Raw genomic sequence first — 14,290 nt, 5'->3', positions numbered from 1 at the left:
ATGGCAAAGGATACAACGTTTGAAATTCGGGCCGGTCATGGCCAGCAGTTGGGTGCGAATTATGATGGGAAGGGGGTCAACTTCGCGCTGTTCTCCGCTCACGCTGAGCGGGTGGAACTCTGTCTGTTTGACCCGTCCGGGAAAACCGAAATCGCCCGGCTGGAACTGCCGGAATATACCCATGAGGTCTGGCACGGCTATGTGCCCGACCTGAAGCCTGGGGCGCTGTATGGCTATCGCGTCTACGGCCCCTACGACCCGGAAAACGGTCATCGCTTCAACCCGCATAAGCTGCTTATCGACCCCTACGCCCGCGAACTGGTGGGTGACATCGACTGGAACGACGCCCATTTCGGCTATGAGCTGGGGCATGACGAGCTGGATTTGAGCTTTGATACGCGAGACAGCGCGCCGTTTACGCCGAAAGGCAGGGTCATCGACCCGAACGCCTTTGACTGGCAGGACAACAACCGGCCGAACGTGCCCTGGCCGCATACCGTTGTCTATGAGAGCCACGTGAAGGGCTTTACCCAGATGAACCCGGCCATTCCGCCCGAGCTGCGCGGAACGTTTGAGGGGATGGGGCATAAAGCCTCGGTCGACTACATCAAAAGCCTGGGCATTACCTCAGTGGAGCTGCTGCCGGTTCACTGGTTCCCGGACGATCAGCATCTGCTCGACCGCGGCCTGAAGAACTTCTGGGGCTATAACACGCTGGGCTTCTTTGCTCCGGCGTCGCGCTACTACGGCCCGGCGGGGATTCAGGGCTTTCGCGATATGGTGCGCGCCTATCATGACGCGGGCATCGAGGTGATTCTGGACGTGGTGTACAACCACACGGCGGAAGGGAACGAGCTTGGCCCGACGCTCTCGTTTAAGGGGATTGATAACTACAGCTATTACCGCACGCTCCCGGACCAGCACCGGTATTACATCAACGACACCGGGACGGGAAATACGGTCAACACCTCGCACCCGCGCGTGCTGCAGATGGTGATGGACTCCCTGCGCTACTGGGCGGAATCGATGCACATTGACGGTTTTCGTTTCGATCTGGGGACGATTCTGGGCCGCGAGCCTGAAGGGTTTGACCCGCGCGGCGGTTTCTTCGATGCCATGACTCAGGATCCGGTCTTATCCCGACTCAAGCTGATTGGTGAACCCTGGGATATCGGTCCCGGCGGCTATCAGGTGGGCGGATTCCCGCCGGGCTGGGGGGAGTGGAACGATAAGTACCGCGACACCGTTCGCGAGTACTGGAAGGGGGATAACGTCTCCACGGACTTTGCCGCGCGGCTGCTCGGCTCCGGCGATCTGTACGATCTGCGCGGACGTCGTCCGTGGGCCAGCGTCAACTTCATCACCGCCCATGACGGCTTTACGCTGAATGACCTGGTGTCGTACAACGAAAAGCATAACGCCGACAACGGCGAGGACAATAACGACGGGCATAACGATAACCGTTCTTACAACTATGGCGAAGAAGGGCCGACGGAGAACCCAGATATTATTGCTACCCGAGAACGGCAGAAGCGTAATTTCCTGACCACGCTGCTGTTCTCCCACGGCACGCCGATGCTGCTGGCCGGGGACGAGTTTGGCCGTACGCAGAAGGGGAACAACAACGGGTACTGCCAGGACAGTGAGATCTCATGGATCGACTGGAAAGGGCTGTCCGAAAATGACGCCGCGCTGCGCGAGTTCACCCGGCGGTTGATTGCCCTGCGCGCGCAACAGCCGCTGCTGCGTCGTGAGAGCTGGCGCGACGGGCTGGAGATCCGCTGGTTCAATGCCGGAGGCGGTCCACAGCAGGCCGAGCAGTGGGATGAAGGTTCGACGCTTGGGGTCTCCATCAGCAGGCCGGATCTTCGGCAGGAGGACGGTATCTGGCACGACGTGCTGATGCTGTTCAACCCGTTTGAAGGCACCGTGCCGTTCCAGATCCCGCAGTTTGGCGAAGGGGGATGGGTGCTGGAGCTGTCTACGGCGGATGACGCTGCCACCGGGACAGCGATCACCGAAACCGTAGAATATGAACTGGCCGGTCGCAGCATTACGCTGTTCCGACGACCTTAGTTACAGTGACGCCGCCGCCCGGGCGGCGGTGTCATACAGGGAGGAGATCGTGCGTAACAGCTGCGCGGTCTCGCCAATCGACTTCCCGGCAATGCCGCTCTCCGCGTGGATCGCAATCAGACACGCTTCCCGCACGTCCCGATATTTCATGCACAGCGCTTTCCCTTCCTCCGTGGTAGAGAAAAAGAGCTCTTTACCCGCTTTCTCGCTCGTCACGTAGCCTGCTTTGACCAGCTTTTTCAGGGCATAGGTCACCACGTGGGTATCTTCCACGTTGAGGACGAAGCAGATATCGGCCAGCTTTTTCTTGCGGTCGCGGTGGTTCACGTGATGCAGCAGCGAAACGTCAAAGGCGCCCATATCGGGCTCGCCGGCTGCCGTCATGCACCGCACCATCCATTTGTTAAACGCGTTGCTGGTCATGATCAGCGCATATTCCAGCTCTGATAACTCCGCGCAGCGCTCGGATACCAGATGGCGGGAAGAGACGATCCGGCCATCGTTGATATCGTCGCGATCGGGTGAAGCACTCTTTTCTGAGGTCATAACGTTCCTTAGCCAGAAATGTAAACTCATCGATAAAATAAGAACATTTTATTGATAATTTGTTTACATGTTTTTGAGGTTCAGATATAGCTTTTTAGCGCAGGTTTTGCGAAGCCTGCCAACAAAACACAACATCGCTCGCCGCAAATTAAAAAAATAGCCGTCGGCGCGCAACGCTCACTTTCGATAGGGTAAACGTTATGGACGGTACTACGCTGCTGCCGCTGATCGGGATACCGATCGTGGTTATTGGTTTTGCACTGCGCTTCAACCCGCTGCTGGTGGTCGTGGTGGCGGGGCTGGCGACGGGTCTGCTGGTCGGGATGGATTTCGGCATGCTGCTGGAGACCTTCGGCGAGAAATTCGTCAATAGCCGATCGCTGGCCACCTTCATCCTGATCCTGCCGGTGATTGGTCTGCTGGAATATTACGGGCTTAAAGAGCGCGCCCAGGCCTGGGTGGCGAAGATCGCCAGCGCCACCTCAGCGCGTATTCTGATGCTCTATTTTGTCGCCCGTGAAGGTACCGCCGCGCTGGGTCTGATGTCGCTGGGCGGTCACGCCCAGACGGTGCGCCCGCTGCTGGCGCCGATGGCCGAAGGGGCGGCGCTGAACGAATATGGCGAGCTGCCGCAGCACATTCGCGACAAAATCAAAGCCCACGCCGCCGCGTGCGACAACATCGCGGTCTTCTTTGGGGAAGATATCTTTATCGCCTTTGGAGCGGTGCTGCTGATCGACGCGTTCCTGAAAGAGAATGGCATTCAGGGCATTGAACCGCTGCATATCGGCCTGTGGGCCATTCCAACCGCCATTGCGGCGTTGATTATTCATATGACGCGCCTGCTGCGCCTCGATGCAAGTATCCGTCGCGACGTGATGGCCTGGCGTGCAGAGCAGGGTACGCAGGAGGCCGCGCAATGATGACGCTTATCACCATTAACCGCGTGTACTACCTGATTGGCTTTGTCGTGATGCTGCTGGTTGTGATGACCCTGCGCGATCGCGCCAATCCGAAGCGCTTTACCACCGCGCTGTTCTGGTTCTTGTTTGGCGGGATCTTCCTGTTTGGCGATCTGATGGTTCAGGAACTCGGCAAATCGCTGGCGTACCGGATTATCGGCGGCGGCGTTATCGCCATCGCGCTGCTGGCGGGGTTTGGTCTGGTCGGGAAAGGGCACTATAAAATGTCGACCGAGGAGGAGCGCGTTGCCTCATCGAACCGGCTCAAAAACTGGCTGTTCCTGCCCGCGCTGATGATCCCGGTGGTGACGGTGCTGGGCACGTTATTCCTGAAGGGCGTTACGGTCGGCGGCGTGTTTCTGCTCGATCAGAAGCAGCTCACACTGGCGGCGCTTTGCGTAGCCTGCGTCGCGGCGATCCTCACCGGCTGGTGGCTGACCAAAGGCACGCCGCTGCATGCCGTTCGTCAGTCTCGTCGTCTTGTCGATACTATCGGCTGGGCGGTGATCCTGCCGCAGATGCTGGCCATGCTCGGCGGCGTGTTCGTGGTGGCTAACACGGGCGACTCGGTACAGAAGGTGGTGAGCCTGTTTGTGAACCCGGATAGCCGCTTTATGCTGGTGGTGATTTACTGCGTGGGTATGGCGCTGTTTACCATGATAATGGGTAATGCCTTTGCGGCCTTCCCGGTATTAAGTGCCGGTATCGCCTTGCCGTTTCTGATCAACGTGCATCACGGCAACCCTGCGCCGCTGCTGGCGATTGGCATGTACGCAGGCTACTGCGGCACGCTGATGACGCCGATGGCCGCGAACTTCAATATCGTTCCCGCCGCGCTGCTGGAGCTGAAAGACAAATATCAGGTGATCAAGATCCAGATCCCGACCGCGTTAACCCTGCTGGTGGTGAACGTGTTCCTCATGTATTTCCTCGTGTTTCGCTAAGGAGCTGTTATGGAATTAACGCAACATCAGGCTGACGCGTTTGCCCGCATGCCTTTGACCTATTTGCGCCAGGAATACCCGAACCACATCATGCACCTGCTGAATGATGATGGTGACGTTCTGCCGCCTCGCGAACTGCACCCGATTTTCTACGGCTGTTTCGACTGGCATTCGGCGGTGCACGGCTACTGGCTGCTGCTGCGCTGCGTGCGCCTCTATCCAGAATTACCGTGCCGGGACGCGATCGTCGCGCTTTTTGACGAGCACATGACCGAAGAGAACGTGGCGAAGGAGCTGGCCTATTTTACCGCGCCGTTCCGCGCCTCGTTTGAGCGCCCGTATGGTTACGGCTGGCTGCTGGCGCTGGCCCAGGAGCTGAAGCAGTCGTCGCTGCCGCAGGCCGCGAGCTGGTACCAGACGCTGGCACCGCTCACCCAGGATATTCGCAACCGGCTGGTGGATTACCTCGGTAAGCTCACCTATCCGATCCGCGTCGGGACGCACTACAACACCGCGTTTGCACTCGCGCTGGCGCTCGATTACGGTCGCGCAGTGGGAGACAAGGCGCTTGAGCAGGCGATTCTGGCGGCAGCGGAGCGGTTTTATCTCGCCGACACGCGCTATCCGGCACACTATGAACCCGGCGGAGACGAGTATATTTCCGGCGCGCTGACGGAGGCGCTGCTGATGAGCAAGGTGTCTGAAGACTTCCCGGCCTGGTTTGATGCGTTTCTGCCGGAGGTGAGCGCCGTTACGGCACTGATGAACCCGGCGGAGGTGAGCGACCGTACCGACCCGAAAATTGCCCATCTGGACGGGTTAAACCTCAGCCGCGCGTGGTGTATGAAGCACATTGCGAAAGTGCTTCCTGCCAGCCACCCGGCGCAACCGGCGTTGCGCGAGGCGGTGACGAAACATCTGGCTGCCAGCGTCGGGCATGTCGTCGGCAGCCACTATAGCGGCGGGCACTGGCTGGCGAGCTTTGCGCTGCTGGCGCTGGAGTAAACAAACGAGTCGTCTTTCTTGCCGGGTGGCGCTGCGCTTACCCGGCTTACATTGTGCAACGCTTGCCTGTAGGCCGAGCAGAGCGCAGCCTAAATTTCTTTGATTTTTAATGCGATTAATACCTTAGTCGGATATTTTTCCGTCATTTCTTTGGAAACAGATATCTTTTTTACCATCGCAAAAGTGTACGATACTCGGCCACATACCCACAGTGGATGGATGGTTAATATGGCTGTTATACCTTTGTTGCCTAAAGAAGGAATCGCACTTGTGTTGGCAAACATGAGGATTGCAAGAGCGCATGGTATGAGTAGAAACATGGCTATCCCTACAACCTTTGGGAACTTCAATTATGGTTCGGCTGGTTATGCCGCCGGGATACCATCAAAAACGCTATTGATGGGGGCTGGATGGGCGCAGGAAAGAGCTAAAACCTCCAAAAAGAAATGGGGGCACTGGTATCAAAAACCGCCTTATGGGGATGATCCTCACGATCAGTTTTGGATAAGGCAAGGTATAGAATATGCAAAGAAATACGGTTATTAAACGGCTTCATTTCTTACTCACAACGATTCTATTGCTCGTTGTTTGTGGGTTTCTGACATATCAATACTATTTTAATGCACCTCCTCACGATAGTTTTGTCAGCAAACAGAAACTCTCTGATACCGTCACACTGTACATAACAAAGTATGATGATGGGGGCGCTACGGTGTCGGGTGTTTACCGCTTCTACTTAGATAAAGACAACAGCGGGAACATTATGAAAGCCCTTGAAGATCGATCACCATTCCTTGAAGCCAACACAAGCAATGTTACGGCTTCAGTTTATGGGGGCACGGTAAATGTAAAAATCACTGGCAAGGTTTATTCATTCACTAATTCTGATCTGTTCTATGCAGATGGTGTAGCGATCATGCCTGTAATTAACCTCATAGCCAATGGAATAAGAGATTAATTAACATATATGCGTAAAAACGAGCAGCGCCTCTCGGCGCTGCAATAGTTTACGCTGATGCCCGAACAGCAGGGCGCAGCCTGCTCAGGCTAAATAAGACCGATCCCGTTGAGGCAATCACCGCAATCCACAGCGCCAGATGCACGGCCCGGTCATCAAGCGTTTGATGATCTGACCCTGTAGTCACAGCCAGCAGCACCCCCACCACGGCGGCGCCGAGACACTGGCCGAATGTCCTCACAATCGACAACACGCCGGAGGCATAGCTGGCATATTCCCGCGCGACGTTAGTGAGCATTTCCCGGTTATTGGGGCTCTGGAAGCAGCCAAATCCAATACCGCATACCAGACTGCGCAGGCAGATATTCCACACGGAAGGATTGTCCGGCAACGTGGCCAGCAGGACCAACCCACCCACAAAAATCACCAGCCCGAGGGTCGAGATCAGCGGCGCGGAGATCGTATCCGCCCAGCGCCCCGCGTGCGGCGCGATCAGCACGATGCCAATCGGCCACGGTGTGAACAGCAGCGCCGACACCACCGGGCTGTAGCCATACACGCTCTGAAACAGGAACGGCAGCGCGACAAACGTGATCCCCTGGCTCACAAACGACGCCAGCGAGGTCAGCGCGGCGAGGGTGAAGCGCCCGTTTCTGAACATCACCGGCGGCAGTAACGGATGTTGCGCGCGCCGGATACGCCAGGTAAAGGCGAAGGCGCCGACCAGCGCGACAACGCCCCAGCAGACGGCCTGCCGGTTAATGTGCTCCGTCACATGCTGAAGGCTGTCGGCCAGCATGATCGCTGAACCTAACAGCACGGCGGAGAGCACGGCGCCCGGCGCGTCAAAGGGAGTGCGGTCAGCGGCCGATTCCCGCGGCAAGGCCCACCATGCCAGCAGCAGGGCGATGCTGCCTGGAATAAGGTTAATGGCGAACAGCCATTGCCAGCTCAGGGCGTCCAGTATTGTTCCGCCGAGCACCGGGGCAATCGCCGTGCTGGAGGCGATAAGCAGGGCGTGTAGCCCCAGAATGCGGCCCAGCAACCGGCCCGGAAAAACGGAGCGCAGGATCGCCGGGGCGATGCTCAGGGTCGCCGCGCCGCCGATGCCCTGCAGAATTCGCATCGCGGTTAACATTTCCGGCGTTTTTGCCAGCGCGCAACCGAGCGAGGTGAGCGTAAAGGTCGCAAGCCCGGCCAGAAAGATTGGGCGATAGCCCACGCGGGCTGCCAGCGCCGCGAAGATGGCCAACGTCATCGCCGCTGACAGCAGATAACCGTTGGCGAACCAGACCGCAACGTTCGCAGGGACCTGCATCGCTCTTGCCATGGAGGGGAGCGCGATGTTGATCATGGTACCGTCAAAAACGCCCATCAGCGTGGTGGTCATAACGGCGGCCAGGACCCTGGCGCGTTCGTGCCCGGGTAAACCTTCATCGCCGGGCAGGTTGGTAAATAGCGTCATCGTCGTTACTCCGGATAAGAATCGTGATGACGAAACTATAATCATGCGGTATACAAGGCGGAAGACGCAGCATTTGCACTTAATCATTGCACGTAACGCCACATCTGAGGAGGCATCGTGTCCGATCCTGACTTTAACCTTCTGGTTGCGCTCGACGTTCTGCTGGCAGAAGCCAGCGTGGCGGGCGCGGCGCGACGTTTGAGCCTGAGCACCTCCGCCATGAGCCGCACCCTGAGCCGGCTGCGGGAGGTGACCGGCGATCCTATTCTGGTACGGGCCGGTCGTCATATGGTGCTGACGCCCTGGGCCGAAGCCACCCGGGACCGCGCCAGAAGCGCCGTGCACGAGGCGAGGGCGGTGCTGCAGCCCTCCACCGACACGCTGAAGGTGGAAAGCCTTGAACGACTGTTCACCATCCGGGCTAACGACGGTTTTGTGGTGGCGTTTGGGCCTCTGCTCATTGCTGCGGTGGCGAGCGTCGCGCCCGGGGTGTGCATCCGCTTCTCACCGAAACCGGAAAAAACGTCGCGCTACTTGCGTGAGGGGCTGGTCGACCTGGAGATCGGCGTGCAGGGCAATATGGGGCCTGAAATACGGCTGCAAAGGCTCTTTCAGGATCGGTTTGTTGGCGCGGTGCGTAAGGGGCATCCGCTGTCAGAGCAGCCGGAGGTCAGCCTGAGTGACTATGTCGCCTGGGGGCATGTGGTGGCCTCGCCGGACGGATCGCTGCACGGGTTTGTCGATGAGGCGCTGGCGGAGCGCGGGATGAAGCGCAAGGTCGCCAGCGTGGTGCCTGGATTCCCGACGGCGTTATCCGTGGCGCTGGCGTCCGATCTGATTGCCATGGTGCCGGCGTTATATCTGCTCAATCAGGCGATGACCGAGCGCGTGCACGTCTTTGAACTGCCCTTTAAGACCCGGACCATAACGGTTTCACAGATGTGGCATCCGCGCATGGAGAGGGACCCGGCGCACCGGTGGCTCAGGGAAAAGGTCCTTGAGGTGTGCCGTGATGTTTGCTGACGCTCAGAGCACTTTCCCCGGCACGGTGAGGATGAAGCGCGTCGACACCGCATCCGATTCCACGCGGACTTTTCCCTGATGTGCGGTGACAATGGACTTCACGATAGCAAGCCCAATTCCGCTGCCTTCGCCTTTACGCTGCCTGGACGGATCGACGCGATAAAAACGGTCAAACAGCTTCGGCAGATGCGCCTGCGGGATCGGCGTGCCGGGGTTTTCTGTCACCAGCTCAACGTCGTTATCCTGTTTTCGCAGTGTGACCGTCACCGTTTTGCCCGCTGGTGTATAGCGCAGGGCGTTGGATAACAGATTATTTATGGCCCTTCTGAACATCTGCGGATCGCCTTCTATCAGGCAGGGCATCCCGTTAAACTTCAGCGCGATGTGACGTTCTTCCGCCCAGGCTTCGAAGAAATCAAACACTTTCATGACCTCGGCGCTTAAATCAAACATCACCCGGTCAGGGATGAGCTGATTGTTATCCGCCTGCGCCAGGAAAAGCATGTCGCTGACCATGCGGGTCATCCGGTTGTACTCTTCCAGGCTGGAGTACAACACATCCTCCAGCTCCTTCGGAGTGCGGTTCTGACTCAGCGCGATTTCCGTTTGCGTCACCAGGTTGGTGATGGGGGTTCTGATTTCGTGCGCGATGTCGGCGGAAAAGTTAGCCTGACGGGTAAAGACATCTTCAATCTTTTCGATCATCTGGTTGAAGGAGATGACCAGCTGCTCCAGCTCAACGGGTACGCGGGACGGCTCCAGTCGTGCATCCAGATTTTCAGAGGTGATGTTTTTTATGGCGTTGCTGACGTTACGCAGAGGCAAATGTCCCTGGCGCACCGCGATGCGAATGACAAGGATAATCAGCAGGCTGATAACCGCTGCAATCGCCAGGAGATTCTTTTTCAGCGCTTCAAGATAGTGGAGATGAAAATTAATGGAGAGCCCGATCAGCATGACGTAGTCCTGGGTTTTTCCCTGCAGCGTCGCCGTGCCTGAAGAGGCGATAATCCGGTAGGTTTCCATTTTCATGTCGGACCCGGCGTGCATGGGGTTGGCCGGGTCTTCTACCGTCCAGAGAAACACATCCTGTGCGCGACGGTGTTCGCTAAAGTTCGCCGTGTTCATTGCCGGGCGCAAAGCCGCCCCTTGCGCCGAGCTGAACAGGGTATTGCCCTGCGGATCCAGAAGCAGGACGGCCACGTTGCGGTAGCTGGCGATCGACTCTTTAATCTTGCTGATTTTCTTTTGATCGGGATCGGCCGGTGATTGCAGTATGCGGTGCATCGCAGTACTGATTTGCTGCAGATCGCTGATATCCTGCTCGGCGAAATGCTTTTCAACGGAATGGAGCATAAACCAGGTAAAGGCGAAAAAGGCCAGTATAGTGGAGAGACTGATAAGAAAGGTCAGCCGCAGGGCAAGAGAAAAGGGGCGCCGGGGAAGCTTAACGTGCATCCGGCACCTCCAGCATATAGCCCACGCCGCGCACCGTCTGGATCAGCTTTGGTTCAAAATCGTTATCGATTTTCGCGCGCAGCCGCTTTACCGCCACATCAATCGCGTTTGTGTCGCTGTCAAAATTCATGTCCCACACCTGGGAGGCAATCAGGGAGCGGGGAAGCACTTCTCCCTGATGGCGCATGAAAAACTCCAGCAGGCTGAACTCTTTGCTGGTTAACATGATGCGACTTCCGGCCCGGCTGACCTTTCTCGACACGAGGTCAACCGTAAGATCTGCCACCTGAAGCTGGCTTTCCGCGATCACCGTATTTCCGCGTCTTAACAGCGTCCTTACCCTGGCGAGCAGCTCGGCAAAGGCGAAAGGCTTAATCAGATAATCATCCGCGCCCAGCTCCAGCCCTTTAACCCGATGTTCAATCGTACCGAGAGCCGTAAGTAACAGAATGGGCATCCCTTTGCCGGCAGAGCGGAGCATACGGACAATGTCCCAGCCGTTCACATCGGGCAGCATGATATCCAGAATCAGCAGATCGTATTCAGCGGTCATGGCGAGATGGTAGCCGTTCAGGCCATTATCCGCGTGGTCTACGACAAACCCCGCTTCAGTCAGCCCCTTACTCAGGTACTCACCGGTTTTCATTTCGTCTTCGACGATCAGTATTTTCATCATGCTCCCCAGAATGGCTGCTGATGACATTCTATGGCGCCCGCGACCGTTCACAATGACTTACGTTAAAAATGACAACATTGTCATTATCCTGTCACCCGTCAAACAGGATGTGTTCCGTAGAGTAGCCCTAAAAATACTCTGGACTTCATCTGGACCGTTATGTTCCTGTTAAAACGACTAAGCATCAGTACGGTATTTATCCTGGCAGGCTGCGTCTCGCTGGCCCCCGACTATCAGCGCCCGGCGTCACCGGTACCTCAGCAATTTTCACTCTCGCGCAACGGTCTGACGCCCGCGGTGGCGGGTTATCAGGACACCGGCTGGCGCACCTTTTTTGTCGACCCGCAGGTAGCGGGGCTGATTGCGGAAGCCCTGAATAACAATCGCGATGTAAAAATGGCCGCCCTGAAGGTTGAAGAGGCGCGGGCGCAGTTCAACGTGACGGATGCAGACCGTTATCCTCAGCTGAATGCCTCTTCGGGTATCACGTACAGCGGCGGGCTTAAAAGTGACAAACCCACCACGCAGCAGTACGACGCGGGACTTGCGCTTAGCTATGAACTCGACTTCTTCGGCAAGCTGAGAAACATGAGCGAGGCTGACCGACAAAACTATTTCGCCAGTGAAGAGGCCCGTCGCGCGGTGCATATTCTGCTCGTCTCTAACGTTTCCCAGAGCTATTTCAACCAGCAGCTGGCGTATAAACAGCTGCGTATTGCGCGGGAAACGCTGACAAATTACCAGCAGTCTTATGCGTTCGTTGAGCAGCAGCTGGTGACGGGCAGTACGAACGTCCTGGCGCTGGAACAGGCCCGGGGACAGATCGAAAGCACGCAGGCAGATATTGCCAAACGAGAGGGAGAGCTGGCGCAGGCCAATAATGCCCTGCAGCTGGTCCTCGGCACGTATCGCGCGCTCCCGGGCGACAGCGGCATGAATGCCGGCGACGTTGCGCCGGTAAAACTGCCTCCCCATCTTTCCTCAGCGATACTGCTGCAGCGCCCGGATATTATGGAGGCGGAGTATCAGCTTAAAGCGGCGGATGCGAATATCGGCGCGGCGCGTGCCGCCTTTTTCCCGTCCATATCACTAACCAGCGGGCTTTCCACAGGTAGTACGGAATTATCCAGCCTGTTCACGTCAGGGAGCGGGATGTGGAATTTTATTCCTAAAATCGAAATTCCCATTTTCAATGCGGGCAGGAATAAGGCCAACCTGAAGCTGGCTGAAATTCGCCAGCAGCAGTCGGTTGTTAATTACGAACAAAAAATTCAGTCCGCCTTCAAACAGGTTGCCGACGCGCTCGCGCTGCGGGACAGCATTAACCAGCAGCTTGCTGCGCAACAGCGGTATCTTGATTCGCTACGCATTACCCTGCAGCGGGCCAGAGGGTTATATTCCAGCGGGGCGGTCAGCTATATCGAAGTGCTTGATGCGGAACGTTCTCTTTTCTCCACGCAGCAAAATATTCTCGACCTTATTTATGCCCGGCAGGTTAATGAAATTAATCTCTTCACCGCGCTCGGCGGCGGTTGGGTCGAATAACGGTATTTAATTAAACAGGAAAAGAAATATGCGCAATTCACTTAAGGCTGTTGTATTCGGTGCGATCTCTATTGTGTTTTCTGCTGGCCTCCAGGCTGAAGTTCATCAGCACGAGGGGATGAGTGCTGCCAGCGAAGGGAGCTCAGAGCAGCTCATCACCGGGACCGGTATCGTGAAGGACATTGATCTCACGAATAAAAAAGTCACGATTTCTCATGAGGCCATCCCGGCGATTGGCTGGCCCGCGATGACCATGCGTTTCACCTTTATTCAGGCCGATGAGAGCATTAACGCCTTAAAGGTCGGCAGTCACGTTGATTTTTCGTTTGTTCAGCAGGGCAATATCTCTTTACTGAAGAGCATTAAATAGCGAGATACGGCATGGCCTCATTAAAAATAAAATATGCTGCCATGATAGTCAGCAGCCTGATTGCGGGAGGGCTGATATCCGTGACGGCATGGCAGGCTTTTCATTCGTCTGAAAAAACAGAAAAGAGCGTTTCTGTAAGAAAGGTGCTTTTCTGGTATGACCCGATGAAGCCTGACGTGAAATTCGATAAGCCTGGTAAATCGCCGTTTATGGATATGGATCTGGTGCCTAAATATGCGGATGAAAATGACGATAAAAGCAGCACCGGAATACGTATCGACCCGACACAGGTTCAGAACCTGGGATTAAAAACGCAAAAGGTGACGCGCGGAACGCTGAATTATGCCCAGACGATCCCGGCCAACGTCAGCTATAACGACTATCAGTTTGTCATTGTGCAGGCGCGCGCGGAAGGGTTCGTGGAGAAAGTGTATCCGCTGACGACGGGCGATAAGGTGAAGAAAGGCACGCCGCTGATTGATATTACCATTCCGGACTGGGTCGAAGCGCAGAGCGAGTTTCTGCTGCTATCCGGCACCGGTGGAACGCCAACGCAAATAAAAGGTGTGCTGGAGCGTCTTCGCCTGGCCGGAATGCCGGATGACGATATTCAGAGGCTGCGTGCGACCCGAACGATCCAGACCCGGTTTACCATCAAGGCGCCTATCGACGGGGTGATCACGGCCTTTGACCTGCGTACCGGGATGAATATTTCCAAAGATAAGGTGGTGGCGCAAATTCAGGGAATGGATCCGGTCTGGATCGGCGCGGCAGTACCTGAATCCATCGCTTATCTGCTGAAAGATACCTCGCAGTTTGCTGTTTCCATACCGGCTTATCCGGATAAATCCTTCCCGGTTGAAAAGTGGAGTCTTCTGCCGAGCGTGGATCAAACCACCCGTACGCTGCAGGTGCGCCTGCAGGTCTCCAACAAGGATGAACTGCTGAAACCGGGCATGAATGCGTACCTGAAGCTGAATACCCAAAGCCAGGAAATGCTGCTGATCCCCTCCCAGGCCGTAATCGATACCGGCAAAGAACAGCGCGTTATTACCGTTGATGCGGACGGGAATTTTGTGCCGAAAAGGATCCACGTTCTGCATGAAGCTCAGCAGCAGTCCGGCATTGGTAGCGGACTGGCAGAGGGAGAGTCGATAGTGGTCAGCGGTCTGTTCCTGATTGACTCGGAGGCCAATATTACCGGCGCGCTGGAGCGCATGCGTCACGCTGAAACGGCTGACGGCGCGCATTCTGGCCATTAA

Annotated in this window: 14 protein-coding genes; 10 read left to right on the top strand and 4 right to left on the bottom strand. The window is 56.5% G+C overall.

The window, feature by feature from the left end; translation table 11 throughout:
* Nucleotides 1-2,076, top strand: a complete 2,076-nt coding sequence (gene glgX / locus OTG14_RS07520; protein WP_157189199.1) for a glycogen debranching protein GlgX — start codon at nt 1-3, stop codon at nt 2,074-2,076.
* Here the strand turns inward: glgX and OTG14_RS07515 are convergent, their stop codons facing one another.
* Complete coding sequence (locus OTG14_RS07515) at nt 2,077-2,622, bottom strand: winged helix DNA-binding protein (RefSeq protein WP_024908533.1); 546 nt, start codon at nt 2,620-2,622, stop codon at nt 2,077-2,079.
* A gap of 200 nt (nt 2,623-2,822) precedes the next feature.
* Here OTG14_RS07515 and OTG14_RS07510 point away from each other — a divergent pair, with 200 nt between their 5' ends.
* The 5 genes from OTG14_RS07510 (at nt 2,823) to OTG14_RS07490 (ending at nt 6,491) form a co-directional block, all read left to right on the top strand.
* Entirely contained in the window at nt 2,823-3,545 is a 723-nt protein-coding gene (locus OTG14_RS07510) for a DUF969 domain-containing protein (RefSeq protein ID WP_008501655.1), read from the top strand.
* Entirely contained in the window at nt 3,542-4,528 is a 987-nt protein-coding gene (locus tag OTG14_RS07505) for a DUF979 domain-containing protein (protein ID WP_267214836.1), read from the top strand. The genes OTG14_RS07510 and OTG14_RS07505 overlap by 4 nt, the downstream gene beginning before the upstream one ends.
* A gap of 9 nt (nt 4,529-4,537) precedes the next feature.
* Nucleotides 4,538-5,533 carry a DUF2891 domain-containing protein gene (locus tag OTG14_RS07500; protein WP_267214835.1) on the top strand — a complete coding sequence of 332 codons (996 nt, stop codon included), beginning with the start codon at nt 4,538-4,540 and terminating at the stop codon, nt 5,531-5,533.
* Between the two features lie 228 nt (nt 5,534-5,761).
* Nucleotides 5,762-6,079, top strand: coding sequence for a polymorphic toxin type 44 domain-containing protein (locus OTG14_RS07495; RefSeq protein WP_267214834.1), 318 nt, complete (start codon nt 5,762-5,764; stop codon nt 6,077-6,079).
* Nucleotides 6,057-6,491: a hypothetical protein gene (locus tag OTG14_RS07490; RefSeq protein WP_267214833.1), complete on the top strand. Its 435-nt coding sequence runs from the start codon at nt 6,057-6,059 to the stop codon at nt 6,489-6,491. The genes OTG14_RS07495 and OTG14_RS07490 overlap by 23 nt, the downstream gene beginning before the upstream one ends.
* Before the next feature lie 49 nt (nt 6,492-6,540).
* Here the strand turns inward: OTG14_RS07490 and OTG14_RS07485 are convergent, their stop codons facing one another.
* Nucleotides 6,541-7,956: an MFS transporter gene (locus tag OTG14_RS07485; RefSeq protein WP_267214832.1), complete on the bottom strand. Its 1,416-nt coding sequence runs from the start codon at nt 7,954-7,956 to the stop codon at nt 6,541-6,543.
* A 117-nt stretch (nt 7,957-8,073) separates the two neighbouring features.
* Here OTG14_RS07485 and OTG14_RS07480 point away from each other — a divergent pair, with 117 nt between their 5' ends.
* Entirely contained in the window at nt 8,074-8,979 is a 906-nt protein-coding gene (locus tag OTG14_RS07480; RefSeq protein ID WP_267214831.1) for a LysR family transcriptional regulator, read from the top strand.
* Between the two features lie 3 nt (nt 8,980-8,982).
* Here the strand turns inward: OTG14_RS07480 and OTG14_RS07475 are convergent, their stop codons facing one another.
* Nucleotides 8,983-10,437, bottom strand: a complete 1,455-nt coding sequence (locus OTG14_RS07475) for a Cu(+)/Ag(+) sensor histidine kinase (protein WP_148768649.1) — start codon at nt 10,435-10,437, stop codon at nt 8,983-8,985.
* Complete coding sequence (locus OTG14_RS07470; RefSeq protein ID WP_069719214.1) at nt 10,427-11,110, bottom strand: copper/silver response regulator transcription factor; 684 nt, start codon at nt 11,108-11,110, stop codon at nt 10,427-10,429. Before OTG14_RS07470 ends, OTG14_RS07475 begins: the two co-directional genes overlap by 11 nt.
* Before the next feature lie 162 nt (nt 11,111-11,272).
* Here OTG14_RS07470 and OTG14_RS07465 point away from each other — a divergent pair, with 162 nt between their 5' ends.
* From OTG14_RS07465 to OTG14_RS07455, 3 genes are read left to right on the top strand one after another with little or no spacing between them, the layout of a single operon-like run.
* Complete coding sequence (locus OTG14_RS07465; RefSeq protein ID WP_267214830.1) at nt 11,273-12,658, top strand: efflux transporter outer membrane subunit; 1,386 nt, start codon at nt 11,273-11,275, stop codon at nt 12,656-12,658.
* A gap of 28 nt (nt 12,659-12,686) precedes the next feature.
* The gene (cusF, locus tag OTG14_RS07460; RefSeq protein WP_024908525.1) at nt 12,687-13,028 is read left to right on the top strand and encodes a cation efflux system protein CusF; all 342 of its coding nucleotides are present in this window, start codon (nt 12,687-12,689) and stop codon (nt 13,026-13,028) included.
* Nucleotides 13,029-13,039: 11 nt separating this feature from the next.
* Complete coding sequence (locus tag OTG14_RS07455; protein ID WP_267214829.1) at nt 13,040-14,290, top strand: efflux RND transporter periplasmic adaptor subunit; 1,251 nt, start codon at nt 13,040-13,042, stop codon at nt 14,288-14,290.

The sequence above is a fragment of the Enterobacter pseudoroggenkampii genome (genome assembly GCF_026420145.1).
GTDB classification, from domain to species: domain Bacteria; phylum Pseudomonadota; class Gammaproteobacteria; order Enterobacterales; family Enterobacteriaceae; genus Enterobacter; species Enterobacter pseudoroggenkampii.
Note: the sequence above shows the minus strand (reverse complement) of the source record. Positions and strands in the feature narration are given on the sequence as shown.

Bases quoted from the DNA above. Each gene is read 5' to 3' on its own strand.
- OTG14_RS07470 (WP_069719214.1), bottom strand. From the start codon at position 11,110: ATGAAAATACTGATCGTCGAAGACGAAATGAAAACCGGTGAGTACCTG.
- OTG14_RS07465 (WP_267214830.1), top strand. From the start codon at position 11,273: ATGTTCCTGTTAAAACGACTAAGCATCAGTACGGTATTTATCCTGGCA.
- OTG14_RS07495 (WP_267214834.1), top strand. From the start codon at position 5,762: ATGGCTGTTATACCTTTGTTGCCTAAAGAAGGAATCGCACTTGTGTTG.
- OTG14_RS07510 (WP_008501655.1), top strand. From the start codon at position 2,823: ATGGACGGTACTACGCTGCTGCCGCTGATCGGGATACCGATCGTGGTT.
- OTG14_RS07485 (WP_267214832.1), bottom strand. From the start codon at position 7,956: ATGACGCTATTTACCAACCTGCCCGGCGATGAAGGTTTACCCGGGCAC.
- OTG14_RS07475 (WP_148768649.1), bottom strand. From the start codon at position 10,437: ATGCACGTTAAGCTTCCCCGGCGCCCCTTTTCTCTTGCCCTGCGGCTG.
- OTG14_RS07455 (WP_267214829.1), top strand. From the start codon at position 13,040: ATGGCCTCATTAAAAATAAAATATGCTGCCATGATAGTCAGCAGCCTG.
- OTG14_RS07490 (WP_267214833.1), top strand. From the start codon at position 6,057: ATGCAAAGAAATACGGTTATTAAACGGCTTCATTTCTTACTCACAACG.
- OTG14_RS07505 (WP_267214836.1), top strand. From the start codon at position 3,542: ATGATGACGCTTATCACCATTAACCGCGTGTACTACCTGATTGGCTTT.
- glgX (WP_157189199.1), top strand. From the start codon at position 1: ATGGCAAAGGATACAACGTTTGAAATTCGGGCCGGTCATGGCCAGCAG.
- OTG14_RS07515 (WP_024908533.1), bottom strand. From the start codon at position 2,622: ATGACCTCAGAAAAGAGTGCTTCACCCGATCGCGACGATATCAACGAT.
- OTG14_RS07500 (WP_267214835.1), top strand. From the start codon at position 4,538: ATGGAATTAACGCAACATCAGGCTGACGCGTTTGCCCGCATGCCTTTG.
- cusF (WP_024908525.1), top strand. From the start codon at position 12,687: ATGCGCAATTCACTTAAGGCTGTTGTATTCGGTGCGATCTCTATTGTG.